Raw genomic sequence first — 12759 nt, 5'->3', positions numbered from 1 at the left:
CTGAACGCCGGTGCCTGCCATCTTATTCCGCCGCCTCGGCATAGCTTTCCAGGGGCGGGCAGGTGCAGATCAGGTTGCGGTCGCCATAGGCATTGTCAACCCGGCCCACCGGCGGCCAGTACTTGTCCACGCGGAAGGCACCCGCCGGGAAGCAGCCCTGTTCGCGCGAATAGGGGCGGTCCCAATCGGCCACCAGATCCTCGACCGTGTGCGGCGCATGGCGCAGCGGGCTGTCGGTGGCGGCGATGCGTCCTTCGGCCACGTCCGTGATCTCGTCCCGGATCGCCAGCAGGGCGGTGATGAAGCGATCGATCTCGGCCTTGGTTTCCGATTCCGTGGGTTCCACCATCAGCGTGCCGGCGACCGGCCAGCTCATCGTCGGCGCATGGAAGCCGTTGTCGATCAGCCGCTTGGCGATGTCGTCCACCGTCACGCCGTGATCGGCGAAGGGCCGCGTGTCGATGATGCATTCATGCGCCACCCGGCCCCGATTGCCCATGAACAGGATCGGATAGGCCCCGGCCAGGCGCGACGCGATATAGTTCGCGTTCAGGATCGCCACCCGCGTCGCCTGCGTCAGCCCCGCCCCGCCCATCATCAGGCAATAGGCCCAGGAGATCAGCAGGATCGAGGCGCTGCCATAGGGCGCCGCCGAAACCGCGCCCTCGCCCGTCTGCGGGTCGCCCGGCAGGAAGGGCGCCAGATGCGCCTTGACCCCGATCGGCCCCATGCCCGGACCGCCGCCGCCATGCGGGATGGCAAAGGTCTTGTGCAGGTTCAGGTGGCTGACATCGCCGCCAATCTCGCCCGGTTTCACCAGCCCGACAAGCGCATTCATGTTGGCCCCGTCGATATAAACCTGGCCGCCGTGCTTGTGGGTGATGTCGCAAACCTCGCGCACGGTATCCTCGAAGACACCGTGGGTGGAAGGATAGGTGATCATCACCGCCGCCAGCTTGTCACCGGCCTTGGCCGCCTTGTCCGCGAAATCCTCGAGGTCGATGTCGCCGTTCGGGGCCGATTTTACCACGACCACCTTCATCCCGCACATCTGCGCAGAAGCCGGGTTGGTGCCGTGGGCGGACACGGGGATCAGGCAGACATCGCGATCCTCGCCGCGCGACCTGTGATAGGCGGCAATCGTCAGAAGCCCCGCATATTCCCCCTGCGCGCCGCTGTTGGGCTGCATGGAGAACGCGTCATAGCCGGTGATCTGGCACAGCTTGTCGGTCAGATCGCCAATCGCTTCTGCATAGCCTGCGGCCTGGTCGGCGGGCGCGAAAGGATGCAGCGCACCAAACTCGGGCCAGGTGATCGGCATCATCTCGGCCGCCGCGTTCAGCTTCATGGTGCAGGACCCCAGCGGGATCATCGCCCGGTCAAGCGCCAGGTCCCGGTCCGACAGGCGGCGCATGTAGCGCATCATCTCGGATTCCGCGCGGTTCATGTGGAAGACCGGGTGGGTCAGGTAGTCGCTTTCCCGCAGCAAGTCATCGGGAATCGCCGGGCCGGTCGCGGCAGCCGCCGCCTCGGTGATGCCGAAGGCGTCCAGCAGCCGCGCGATGACGCCTGCATCGGTGGTCTCGTCCACGCTGATGCCGACCCGGTCGCGGCCCACCTTGCGCAGGTTGATGCCGCGATGGCGCGCAGCCGCCATGATGCCCGCCTGTCCCACGCCCACCTTGACGGTGATCGTGTCGAAGAACGCCTCGGGTGCAACCTCGGCCCCCGCCGCGCGCAGCGCATCGGCAATGGTGACCGCCTGCAGATGCACCCGCTGCGCAATGGCGCGCAGGCCAACCGGCCCGTGGAAGACGGCATAGAAGGACGCCATCACCGCCAGCAGCGCCTGCGCCGTGCAGACGTTGGAGGTCGCCTTCTCGCGCCGGATATGCTGTTCGCGCGTCTGCAGCGACAGGCGATAGGCCTTGTTGCCCTTTGCGTCGATCGACACGCCGACGATGCGGCCCGGCATGGCCCGCTTCAACTCGTCCCGGCAGGACATGAAGGCCGCGTGCGGCCCGCCATAGCCCATCGGCACGCCGAAACGCTGCGCCGATCCCACAGCGATATCGGCGCCCATCGCGCCCGGCTCCTTCAGCAGGCACAGCGCCAGCAGGTCGGTGGCCACGACGGCAAGCGCGCCTGCCGCGTGCAGCGCCTCGATTTCGGGCGTCAGGTCGCGGATGTGGCCATAGGTGCCCGGATACTGGAAGATCGCGCCGAAGACCTGATCGGCCTTCAGGTCATCGATGGAGGCCTTGACGATGCGGATGCCCAGGGGCGCGGCCCGCGTCTCGATCACGGCAATGGTCTGGGGATGCAGGTCATGGGCCACGAAGAAGGCGTCGGCCTTGGATTTCGACTGCCGCCGGACCATCGCCATCGCCTCGGCCGCCGCAGTCGCCTCGTCCAGCAGGGACGCGTTGGCAACCGGCAGCCCGGTCAGGTCTGCCACCATGGTCTGGTAGTTCAGCAAAGCCTCCAGCCGTCCTTGGGCAATCTCGGGCTGGTAGGGGGTATAGGCCGTGTACCAGGCCGGGTTTTCCAGGATGTTGCGTTGGATGGCGGGCGGCGTCACCGTGCCGTAATAGCCCTGGCCGATCAGGCTGGTCATCACGGTGTTCTTGGCGGCCACCTGCCGCATCCGGTCCAGCAGCGCCGCTTCGGACAGCGCAGGCCAATCGAGACTGCTGTCCTGCCGGATCGCGGCGGGCACGGTCTGGTCGATCAGCGCGTCCAGGCTTGGGGCGCCCACGACCTTCAGCATCTCGGCCATCTCGGCGGGCGAAGGGCCGATGTGGCGGCGGTTCGCGAAATCGTCGGGGTTATAGTCGGTCGGTTTCCAGCGGGTCATGCGCGCCACATCTTCTGTATAAAAATATCCTCGGGGGTCCGGGGGCAGACAGCCCCCGCGCGACATCAGCCGATCAGTGCCTGATAGGCGGCCTCATCCATGAAGCCCTCGATGGCCTTCGGATCGGCGGGCTTGATGCGGAAGAACCAGGCGGCCTGGGGGTCGTCGTTCACGCTGCCCGGCGCATCGGCCAGGGCTGCGTTCACCGCCGTGATAACGCCGGCGATCGGCGCGGAAATGTCGGATGCGGCCTTGACCGATTCGATCACCACGACCTCCTCGCCCGCCTCGACCTCGCGGCCCTCGTCGGGCAGTTCGATGAATACGACATCGCCCAGTTGCTCGCTGGCATGGGGGGTGATGCCGACGACGATCTCGTCACCCTCGGCGCGCAGCCATTCATGGTCTTCGGTATATTTCAGCATGGGATCCTCAGCGTTTGTAGGACGGGGTGACGAAGGGCAGGGCGGCTATGGCGACGGGAACGCGCTTGCCACGCAGCTCGGCATAAACGGTCGCGCCTCCCGGCAGATCGGCGGGCAGGCGCGCCATGGCGACGGGACCGCCGACCGAGGGGCCGAAGCCGCCCGACGACACCTGGCCGATAGATGCGCCGCCCGCGGCCTCGGCATAGATCGCGACGCCTTCGCGGATGGGCGCGCGACCCTCGGGGCGCAGTCCGCGCCGTGTCGTTGCAGGCCCAGCGGCCAATTCCGCCAGCACCGCATCGGCACCGGGAAAGCCGCCCGCGCGCGCGCCACCCGTGCGGCGGGACTTGGGAATGGACCAACCAAGCGCGGCCTGCGCCGGGGTCACGGCCGCGTCCATGTCATGCCCGTAAAGCGGCATCCCCGCCTCCAGCCGCAGGCTGTCGCGGGCGCCAAGGCCGATGGGGGCCACTTCCGGCTGGTCCAGAAGCGCCCGGGCGAAATCCGCAAGCCGCGCCTCGGGGACCGAGATCTCGAACCCGTCCTCACCCGTATAGCCCGACCGAGAAATCCACAGTTCGGCCCCGTCCCAGCCATGGCTTTGGCTGTCCATGAAGCGCATGTCGGCCACGGCAGGCACCAGTCGCGCCAGCGCTTCAGCCGCAAGGGGGCCTTGCAGCGCCAGCAGGCCGCGGTCGGTCACCGGCGTCACTACGACCCCCTCCATCGTCTGCAGATGCGCGATGTCCTGGTCTGCGCAGGCCGCATTTACCACCAGCAGGAAATGATCGCCCCGGTTGGCGAACATCAGGTCGTCCAGAATCCCGCCGGCATCATTGGTGAACAGCCCGTATCGCTGCCGCCCCTCCGGCAAGCCCAGCACATCGGCGGGGATCAGGCTTTCCAAGGCCAGGGCGGCAGTTTCCAGGTTGCCGTCCCTGGGCGTGACCAGCACCTGTCCCATGTGGCTGACGTCGAACAACCCGGCCTGGGCGCGGGTGTGCAGATGCTCGGCCATGACGCCCATCGGAAACTGCACCGGCATGTCCCAACCCGCAAAGGCCACCATGCGGGCCCCCAGCGAAACATGCAGATCGTAAAGCCCCGTCTTGCGGCTCTCGGTCCGGCGCGGATCGTCGGTCATGTGACCTCCCTCTCTAACAGCCGGACAGCCGGCATCGGATTGCGGGCGGATGCCCGTTCGATGCCCCCTCTGTCCCTGCCCCAGCGGGGCGCCTGAGATCGTTATCCCTTCGGCGGGCCGGATCGGCCACTCTCCAGAGTTCTAACGGAAAACGGTCCTTCTGCCTGAGAGTTCGCCGGGGCGGCTGCTCCTTCGGCACTGGCGCGGGGCCAGCTTCTCCCGAGTTCCGATGGCTGACAGCTATCCGGGCGCCGATTCCAAGGCAAGCCTTTTGTCGTAGCCGGCAACCTTGGCGCGATTGACAGCCCGCCGCACCCGCCGCAGGGTCGCCGCTCAACAAGGGGGGCGGCGTGGCGCGGAAATTCTTTCAGATCGGCTTCAACAAATGCGGCACGACCTTTATCGCCAAACTGTTCCAGATGAACGGCTATTCTGCTGTTCACTGGGCCGAGGGCGCCCTGGCCGAGGACATCGGCTATTCCAAGCTGGTCGGGCGCAAGCCCTTGCAACCCTGGGCCGGCGGCACGGTGGCCTTTACCGACATGGAATCGGTGCGCTACCTGAACATGCCCATCGTCCAGGGCTTCCGAGAGTTCCGCCTGCTTGACGAAAGCTATCCGGGCTCGGTCTTCCTGCTCAACACACGCCGTGTCGAGGACTGGATCATCAGCCGCTACAGTCACCGCGGCGGCAGCTATGCCCGCGCCCAGGCCCAGATCCGCGGCGTGGCCCTGGGCGATCTTGCCGACATCTGGGCCGCGGAATGGGAAAGTCACCTGGCTGATTGCCGGACCTATTTCGCGGGCCGGGCCGAGTTCGTCGAAATCGACATCGACCGCGCTGCCCCCGGCGATTATCGTGACGCGCTTGCGCCCTGGTTCCACCTGCCGCAATGCCCGCCGCGGCCCGACGCCAAGGCGCGCGCCAACCGCGCGTCCTATCTGCCGGGGCTGGCGAGGATGCTGACCGCCGCCGAACCCGCAATCGCGGCGGACGAGCGTGACGCGATGTCCGACGCGGTGGTCGCGGCCGCCTGTCCGGCGCGCCTTGCCGCGGCGGTGCATCGCCATGCCTCGCCCCAGGCAGCGGTGGTCGATCTCGACCGGGACGAGGTCCGTGATCCGGGCGGCGCGGCCCTGCCGCTGCGGCGGGGTCCTGACGGCTTCTTCCATGCCGATCCCGCGTTCCCGCGCCTGTTGCGGATCGCGACCGCCGCCAACGACATTGCGCAGGCTGCGGACCGGGGCATCTACCACATCGACATGACGCCGGGCTTTCCGGGCGATCAGGATGGGCCGCTGCTGGCAGGATGCCGCCGGGCGGGCGCTGCCAATGTCTTCCTGTGGCCGATGCCCTGGATCCACCGGCTGGGCAATGACGGGCATCTGGGTCGCCCCGGCCGCGCAGATCCGCCCTTCCCCGCAAAGCAGGATCGGGCGGTCTTTCGCGGCGGCTTGTCGGGGTATGCGCTTGATCCCGAAGGCCAGCCATTGCGGCCCGCGCATGAGGTAGTGGGGGACGTGTTGGTAGGCGCATCGAAAGCCGATCTGCGCGCGGTGACGCGGGTGGCCTTGGCCCTGCGCCATGCAGGGGCGGCGGATATCGACATCGGCCTGACCCCTGACGCACGCGGGGAAAGGGCGATGCATCGCGCGGGCCTGTCGCATCTGATCGCAGCCCGCGGGGGCGACGATTTCCTGCTGTCGCACCGCTATCTGGTCTGCTTGGGCGCGACCTCGGGCCCCGAGGATTTCCTGCCGCTTGCCAACAGCCATTCTGTCGTCCTGCTGGAGGAGGACGGGTGGGAGATGTTTTCCCGGGCACTGTTCAAGCCCTGGCAGCATTACATCCCCCTGCGCCCAGGTGGGGGCGATTTGCCCGAAAGGCTGGCCTGGGCGCGGGCAAACCCTGGCGAATGCCAGCAAATCTCTGCCCGCGCCCGGGCGCTGTGCAGGCTGCTGGGCGATCGCCGGGCGCGGCAGGACCAGCTTGCGCGGATCCTGCGCGATTATCGCCTGGCGACCGGGCAGGGGGCCTAGATCGTCACGTTCAGGGCGCCGCCGTCCAGCAGGATGTTCTGGCCCACGATGAAACGGGCCTGCTGGCTGCACAGAAAGGCGCAGGTCGCGCCGAAATCGCCGGCCGTGCCATAGGTGCCGGTGGGAATGCCCGCCTGCCGCTGGCGGCGTGCATCCTCGATGCTGATGCCCTGCTTGTCCGACACGCCCTTGTCCAGGCTGTCGGCCCGGTCAGTGGCGTGAATGCCGGGCAGGATGTTGTTCACGCAAACCCCGTGCCCCGCCACCTGCCGCGACATGCCGGCGACAAAGCCGGTCAGCCCGGCCCGCGCCGTGTTTGACAGCCCCAGCACCGCGATGGGAGAGCGGACGGATTGCGAGGTGATGTTGACCACACGGCCCCAGCCCCGGTCCATCATGCCCGGCACAAGTGCCTGCATCAGGGCCACGGCCGACAGCATGTTGGCGTCGATGGCGCGGATGAAGTCGTCGCGGTTCCAGTCGCGCCAGTCGCCCGGCGGCGGGCCGCCCGCGTTCGTCACCAGGATATCGGCCTGGCCTACCGCCTCCAGCACCCTGGCGCGGCCTTCGTCCGTGGTGATGTCGGCGGCGACGGGGGTAACGCTGACGCCGTATCTTGCCGCGATTTCATCGGCGGTGCGGGTGATGTCAGCCTCGGTCCGGCTGTTGATGACCAGATCCACGCCCGCCTCGGCCAGCGCTTCGGCGCAGCCGCGTCCCAAGCCCTTCGACGCCGCGCAGACCAGCCCGCGTTTTCCCCTGATGCCCAGATCCATTGCCATCTCCTGTTGCTGGCCGCAGGATGCGCGTGGAATGGAGAATGTCAAACCTTGCTCGCCATAAGGGTTGAGGTGGCATCCCGTCGCCTCGTCCCTTGCCTTCTGGAAAGCGGCGGTTCAGGGACGGGCTGCGAGGCTTGCGCGGGGGGAAGAATGGTCAAGCTGGTCCTGATGCACAAGGCGGGGTCGATCTATGACGATCTGCCCGACCAGGTTTACGATTTCCCGCGGCAGTATCTTAAGGCCATGAAAGAGGCTGTTGGCGACTGGATCGTTTACTACGAGCCGGTGAAGGCGGGACCACGCGGCTATTTTGCCACCGCGCAGATCGACCGGGTCATTCCAAAGCCGGATCAGGAAGGGCGCTTTCTTGCCCTGATCCGCCCCGGCAGCTTTTTGCCTTTCGACAGAGAGGTGCCGCGGCTGCTTGACGGCAGCCCGCTGGAGTCGGCATTGACAGCCCTTGACGGAACGCCGCTACCGGGCGGGCTTGCCCAGTCGGCTGTTCGCCGCATTCCCGAACCAGACTTTGCAAGGATCGTCGACCTTGGCCTGCCGCAGCAACTCGAGGAGATCGAGGCCAGGCGCTACGATCCCCGTTCCTTCGACATGGCCGAAGGCGCCCAAGCGTTCGAGCGCCCGGTGGTCGAGCGTCTGTTGCGCAGATCCTATCGGGACATCGCCTTCCGCCGTAAGGTTCGCGACGCCTATGACTATCGCTGCGCCATTTCGGGGTTGCGGCTGCGCAACGGCGGCGGCCGACCCGAGGTTCAGGCGGCCCATATCCGTCCTGTCGAGCATGGGGGGAGCGATTCCGTTCGCAACGGACTTGCCCTGTCCGGGACGCTGCACTGGATGTTCGACCGCGGTCTGATTTCTGTTGCGGAAGACTGTTCCATCCTTGTCTCGCGCAACAAGGTTCCGGCCGATGTTGTCGACCGGTTGCTCTTGCCCGGCGGCAAGTTGATCCCGCCTCACGACCCAACAGATGCGCCCCATCCCGAAAACCTGCGCTGGCATCGGGAAAACATCTTTGGCCAAACCGCACCGGGCGACGTGGCTTGGTGATCAGGCAGACAGCGCCAGCCCCTGTGCCGCCTCGCGGATGGCGCGGATGTTGCTGCCATAGACCCCCGGCTGGTCGACCGACCCGCCCTTGAACACCGCCGATCCCGCCACCAGCACATCGGCCCCGGCTTTCGCCACGATGGGCGCGGTCCTGGGATCCACGCCGCCGTCCACCTGGATATGGATGGGCCGGTCGCCGATCATGCCGCGCAGGCGGGCGATCTTGTCTACCTGGGAATGGATGAACTTCTGCCCGCCGAAGCCGGGGTTCACGGTCATCACCAGCACCATGTCGGCCAGATCCAGCAGGTATTCGACAGCTTCCACCGGGGTGCCGGGATTCAGCGCGATGCCGGCCTTCTTCCCTGTCGCGCGGATGGCCTGCAGGGTGCGGTGGGGATGCGGCCCGGCTTCGACATGGGCGGTGATCATGTCGGCGCCGGCCTCGGCATAGGCTTCGATATAGGGATCCACGGGTGCGATCATCAGGTGAACGTCCATGAAGGTCTTTACATGCGGGCGGAACGCCTTCACGGCGGGGGGGCCGAAGGTCAGGTTCGGCACGAAATGCCCGTCCATCACATCGACATGGACCCAGTCTGCGCCCTGATCCTCGATCGCCCGGATCTCTCGCCCGAAATCGGCGAAGTCGGCGGACAGGATCGACGGTGCGATCTTGATGCTGCGGTCGAAGGTCATGGCAGTCCCTTTCCCAATCATTCGGCAGCGGATTGGCGCTTTGCGTTCCGTCCGTCAAGCCTGTCCACATCCGGGCTGCCCAGGAAGACGCGGCTGGTGTTGATGCCGGGGTCAGAGATCAGGGACAGGCGGTCGGCCTCGATCGGCCTGTGGCTTCGTTTAACAGGCGATTTCGACAGGTGTTCCGGGGATGCGGGTCGTCCGGGCGTTCCACGGATACCACCCGGCCCTTGTCGATAGCAAAGTGGGCCTGCCCGCGGACGTCGTCATCCGAAAGATCCGGAAGAAAGCTGAACTGTCCTTGGCGCAGTTTCATGGGGATGTTCTTTCAGTTTCGCATCGACACCACGAGCCGGGGGCGAAGAGGGAGCGTCGGCCGAGGCATGGTTGAAGGACACGACCTTCCAAACATCCAGCGCCTGTTTCGGCGGCGGGCAGTCCTAGCCCGGGTCGCGCAGTGCCTCGATCTCGCGGGCCAAGGCCGAGCCGCCGCCCTGGAAGATCAGCTCGATCCCCATGGGCCCGACTTCGGCTTCGGCCACGCGGACATAGGCGCCCACGGGCGCCTTGGCGATGACCTCGCCCGCGCGGCTGCTTTCGATCACGAAGGAATAGCGGCCATCGGCCAGCTTTTGCCCCATGTCGTCGCGGCCCAGCCAGTCGATCTGCCCTTCCCCGGTGCCGATCTCTTCTCGCAGGACCTCTCGGCCCGATTCGTTCAGCGTGACCAGCGTGACGCTGTCGGCGCGGCTGTCGGGGGCGATGTCCAGCGTCAGGGGCTTGTCGCCGAACCAGACGGGACGGGCGGTGCGAACCTCTTTCCCGATCCAGTCGGCGACCTGGCCCAGGCTGCTGCCGGTCTGCATGATCATCATTTCCAGCAGCTTGTTCGTCTGGGCCTGCTGTTCGACCCCGGAAAAGGTCGCAAGCTGGACCGCGAAGTCGCTGCCCTCCATCGGGTTCAAGGGATCCTGGCTTTTCAGCTGCGTGGTCAGCATCTTCAGGAAGGTGTCGAAATTCGCCGAGGCCGCAGCCCCGGCAGCTGAGGCCGGTGAGCCGAAGGCCGCAGTGGCGTTGGTGGCCGGCATGTTGCCGATCGATGAAACCAAGGTGCTCTCCTTTCAGATGCGGATGTCCAGCCGGGCCGGGATCGCCAGGGGCGTCCAGGTTGGCGGTGCGGGGATCATGTCGGTGATATCGGTGCCGGGGCCGGCCGAATCGGGCAGGCGCTGCCGGTCGTCCGGCCCGGTTCCGGTCCCGCCGTCGCCTTGAAACTCGAACGAAGCCTCGGCCATGCCGGCATCGCCCAGGCATTCCTGCAGGAATGCCGAATTGCGGCGCAACTGGTCCAGCACCTCGGGCCGTTCGGCCCAGATCACCACATGCGGATTGTGATCGGGACCGGACATCACCATGCGGATCCGGCCAAGTTCCTCGGGGGCGAGGGCGATCTCGATCCGGTCCTCGCGCGCGGTGACCACTGCCTCGGCGATCTGGCGCACGATGGCCGCCACGGGAACCCTGCGGACCGGCTGGTCCGGTGGGACGCCATTCACCTCGCGCGCCGCAATGGGCAGGGGGGGTGCCAAGTCTGCAACCGGCATGTCGATCTGGATGGTGCCCGGATCCGCAGCAGGGCCCGGTTCGGGCAAGGGGGTGGGGGCGGGCGATGCAGGCAAGGCAGCCGGCGTAGTGGCGGGCTCGGCGGGAATGGCCGTGGTGACCGCGGCCTTTGGTTCTGCAACCATGCGAGGCTCCGGCAGGGTTGCCGGCGTTGCCTTGGGCCCAATCTGCGGCGACGGAGCCACGGCACTCGTGATCCCCGACAACTCTTCGATCAACATCTGCAGCCGGTCCGGTTGCGCGCGCGCTTCGACCGGCAGGTCGGGTGCGACATCCTCTGCAACCAGTATGTCCGGTTCCTCATCGATCGTGAATTCTGTGCCCGCCTCCTCCCCCTCCTGAACGGGTTCGGCAGGAATTGCGGCATGAACTATGCCTGTAATCGGTAAACAAAAACTTTCTGACATATCCCGATTCCCTTCGTGATGACCGCATAATTAAAGGGAAGTCATTACGAATTATTTACCGCAAACGGATAGCAGTGGAAATCATCGCCATTGGGAAAACATTCATGCAGGTTGATTCAAGATTTACGGTAAGCACTCCGGCTCCGGTCCCGCCTTCACCCGGCAAACAGCTGGAGCAGGCGTTTCTTGAGGAGATGTTGAAGTATTGCGGCCCCAAGTCGCTTTCCGGGTCGTTCGGCGGTGGCATCGGCGAGGACCAGTTCTCTTCCTTCATGATCCAGGAACAGGCGGCTGCCTTGGCCAGCCGGATCGACCTGGGCTTCGGGAAATGGATAAGCCAATGAAACCCAGGCATCGTGAACTGCTGGATGGCATCGGCCAGGCGATCATCGCGGGCGACGGCGGCCTGGCCCTTGGCCGGATCGACGCCCTTGCCAAACGATTCGAGCGTGACGGCCTGGACGCCGACGCCAAGGCCCAGATCGACCAATCTTTGCAACACCTGCTGCGCTTGGCCCAGGATTCGGCACGCGGCACGCAGCGGGCCATCGACCAGATCCGCGAGATCGTGCGGAACGCGCGCAGCCTGCAGACCTATGACCATGCGGGACATCGCCAAAGCACGCCAACCAATGCCGTGCTGCCGCAACGGTTTTAGATAAAATCCTTTGTTCTAAGGATTTGAGGCAGGGGGCTATATTCACTATCCGTAAATCACCGACTGCTAGGACTGTGGTCATGCCAAAAGCGGCACAGGGATAAACGCCCAAGGTCAGAAGGCCGATCGTCACAATCACGGATGCAAAGCATCCATTATTCACGAGGATAAGATGTCCAGTATTCTGACCAACAACGGCGCCATTGTTGCCCTGCAGACCCTGAAGAACGTGAACTCCAGCCTGAACAAGGCGCAGTCGGAGATTTCGACCGGCAAGTCGATCAACAACGCCCAGGACAATGCCGCGATCTGGGCTGTTTCCAAGATCATGGAAACTGACCAGTCTGCGAACAAAACCATCCAAAGTATGCTGAACGTCGCCGGTCAAACCGTCGCAACTGCCCGCGTTGGGGCAGAGGAGGTTGGTAAGCTGCTAACGGATATCAAAAATCTTGCAATCGGAGCTGCGAGTTCGACCACAGAGCCTGAAAAAGCAAAGATTACGAACGATATCAACCTCAAGTTCGAGCAGATCGCTGCTGTTATCAGCGGCACCCAGATGAACGGCGTAAATCTTCTGAAGAGTGCAACTGCCCCTGCAGGGGAACTGAAGGTCTTGGGGTCTCTGGACCGGGCGGCTGGAACGGCAGTAACGACCAAGAACATGATCACGGTCGACAACGTTGGGTTGGATACTGCCCTGAACCTCGATCTTACTACCGGTGCCACCACCTCATTTACTGCGACAACTCTCGATACTGATGCCGCCCGTCAAACATTCATTGGCGCTATGGAGACGGCGATCAGCAGTGTGGTGGCAAAAACTGCTGAACTGGGTTCAGCCGGAAAGAGAATCACCGACCAAGCCGATTTCGTCGGAAAGCTTGCGGACTCGCTCAAGCAGGGTATCGGTTCGCTGGTCGATGCCGACATGGAGGAAGCCTCGGCCCGCCTGCAGGCCCTGCAGACCCAGCAGCAGCTGGGCATCCAGGCGCTGTCGATCGCCAACCAGGCGCCTTCGGCGATCCTTAGCCTGTTCCGCTAAACGACCGGCTCA

General features: G+C 65.3%; 12 protein-coding genes and 1 riboswitch. Of the genes, 5 read left to right on the top strand and 7 right to left on the bottom strand.

Features of this window, described 5'->3' with window-relative positions:
• Window positions 1-22: 22 nt before the first annotated feature.
• From gcvP to gcvT, 3 genes are all read right to left on the bottom strand, one after another.
• Window positions 23-2857, bottom strand: a complete 2835-nt coding sequence (gene gcvP / locus FIU66_RS13455) for an aminomethyl-transferring glycine dehydrogenase (RefSeq protein ID WP_167623240.1) — start codon at window positions 2855-2857, stop codon at window positions 23-25.
• A gap of 65 nt (window positions 2858-2922) precedes the next feature.
• A complete protein-coding gene (gene gcvH, locus FIU66_RS13450; protein WP_191307927.1) occupies window positions 2923-3282 on the bottom strand; it encodes a glycine cleavage system protein GcvH in 360 nt (119 codons plus the stop codon).
• A 7-nt stretch (window positions 3283-3289) separates the two neighbouring features.
• Window positions 3290-4429, bottom strand: coding sequence for a glycine cleavage system aminomethyltransferase GcvT (gene gcvT, locus FIU66_RS13445; RefSeq protein WP_167623239.1), 1140 nt, complete (start codon window positions 4427-4429; stop codon window positions 3290-3292).
• Window positions 4430-4571: 142 nt separating this feature from the next.
• A riboswitch (glycine riboswitch) is annotated at window positions 4572-4661 on the bottom strand.
• A gap of 118 nt (window positions 4662-4779) precedes the next feature.
• Between gcvT and FIU66_RS13440 the strand changes: the two genes are divergently transcribed.
• The gene (locus FIU66_RS13440) at window positions 4780-6468 is read left to right on the top strand and encodes a glycosyl transferase family 90 (RefSeq protein WP_167623238.1); all 1689 of its coding nucleotides are present in this window, start codon (window positions 4780-4782) and stop codon (window positions 6466-6468) included.
• Here the strand turns inward: FIU66_RS13440 and FIU66_RS13435 are convergent.
• Window positions 6465-7244, bottom strand: coding sequence for an SDR family oxidoreductase (locus tag FIU66_RS13435; RefSeq protein ID WP_167623237.1), 780 nt, complete (start codon window positions 7242-7244; stop codon window positions 6465-6467). The two genes, FIU66_RS13440 and FIU66_RS13435, sit on opposite strands and share 4 nt — an antisense overlap.
• 156 nt (window positions 7245-7400) lie before the next feature.
• Between FIU66_RS13435 and FIU66_RS13430 the strand changes: the two genes are divergently transcribed.
• Entirely contained in the window at window positions 7401-8315 is a 915-nt protein-coding gene (locus tag FIU66_RS13430; RefSeq protein ID WP_167623236.1) for an HNH endonuclease, read from the top strand.
• Here FIU66_RS13430 and rpe read toward each other — a convergent pair whose 3' ends face one another.
• The 3 genes from rpe to FIU66_RS13410 form a co-directional block, all read right to left on the bottom strand.
• Window positions 8316-9014 (bottom strand): ribulose-phosphate 3-epimerase, encoded by a 699-nt coding sequence (gene rpe / locus FIU66_RS13425; protein WP_167623235.1) that lies wholly within the window; start codon window positions 9012-9014, stop codon window positions 8316-8318. It lies immediately after the preceding gene.
• Window positions 9015-9454: 440 nt separating this feature from the next.
• Entirely contained in the window at window positions 9455-10123 is a 669-nt protein-coding gene (locus tag FIU66_RS13415) for a flagellar hook capping FlgD N-terminal domain-containing protein (RefSeq protein ID WP_240544700.1), read from the bottom strand.
• A 12-nt stretch (window positions 10124-10135) separates the two neighbouring features.
• The gene (locus tag FIU66_RS13410; RefSeq protein ID WP_167623233.1) at window positions 10136-10762 is read right to left on the bottom strand and encodes a flagellar hook-length control protein FliK; all 627 of its coding nucleotides are present in this window, start codon (window positions 10760-10762) and stop codon (window positions 10136-10138) included.
• A 356-nt stretch (window positions 10763-11118) separates the two neighbouring features.
• Here FIU66_RS13410 and FIU66_RS18175 point away from each other — a divergent pair, with 356 nt between their 5' ends.
• From FIU66_RS18175 to FIU66_RS13395, 3 genes are all read left to right on the top strand, one after another.
• Entirely contained in the window at window positions 11119-11388 is a 270-nt protein-coding gene (locus FIU66_RS18175) for a rod-binding protein (RefSeq protein ID WP_240544699.1), read from the top strand.
• Window positions 11385-11702: a hypothetical protein gene (locus tag FIU66_RS13400; RefSeq protein WP_167623232.1), complete on the top strand. Its 318-nt coding sequence runs from the start codon at window positions 11385-11387 to the stop codon at window positions 11700-11702. Before FIU66_RS18175 ends, FIU66_RS13400 begins: the two co-directional genes overlap by 4 nt.
• A gap of 172 nt (window positions 11703-11874) precedes the next feature.
• Window positions 11875-12747, top strand: a complete 873-nt coding sequence (locus FIU66_RS13395) for a flagellin (protein WP_167623231.1) — start codon at window positions 11875-11877, stop codon at window positions 12745-12747.
• Window positions 12748-12759: the final 12 nt, after the last annotated feature.

Origin of the sequence: Paracoccus sp. AK26, from assembly GCF_011801365.1 — a bacterium.
GTDB lineage: Bacteria > Pseudomonadota > Alphaproteobacteria > Rhodobacterales > Rhodobacteraceae > Paracoccus > Paracoccus aerius.
Note: the sequence above shows the minus strand (reverse complement) of the source record. Positions and strands in the feature narration are given on the sequence as shown.

Excerpts from the sequence above, each read along its gene's own strand:
- gcvH (WP_191307927.1), bottom strand. The coding sequence starts at position 3,282 with ATGCTGAAATATACCGAAGACCATGAATGGCTGCGCGCCGAGGGTGAC.
- gcvT (WP_167623239.1), bottom strand. The coding sequence starts at position 4,429 with ATGACCGACGATCCGCGCCGGACCGAGAGCCGCAAGACGGGGCTTTAC.
- FIU66_RS13395 (WP_167623231.1), top strand. The coding sequence starts at position 11,875 with ATGTCCAGTATTCTGACCAACAACGGCGCCATTGTTGCCCTGCAGACC.
- FIU66_RS13430 (WP_167623236.1), top strand. The coding sequence starts at position 7,401 with ATGGTCAAGCTGGTCCTGATGCACAAGGCGGGGTCGATCTATGACGAT.
- gcvP (WP_167623240.1), bottom strand. The coding sequence starts at position 2,857 with ATGACCCGCTGGAAACCGACCGACTATAACCCCGACGATTTCGCGAAC.
- FIU66_RS13435 (WP_167623237.1), bottom strand. The coding sequence starts at position 7,244 with ATGGATCTGGGCATCAGGGGAAAACGCGGGCTGGTCTGCGCGGCGTCG.
- FIU66_RS13400 (WP_167623232.1), top strand. The coding sequence starts at position 11,385 with ATGAAACCCAGGCATCGTGAACTGCTGGATGGCATCGGCCAGGCGATC.
- FIU66_RS13410 (WP_167623233.1), bottom strand. The coding sequence starts at position 10,762 with ATGGTTGCAGAACCAAAGGCCGCGGTCACCACGGCCATTCCCGCCGAG.
- rpe (WP_167623235.1), bottom strand. The coding sequence starts at position 9,014 with ATGACCTTCGACCGCAGCATCAAGATCGCACCGTCGATCCTGTCCGCC.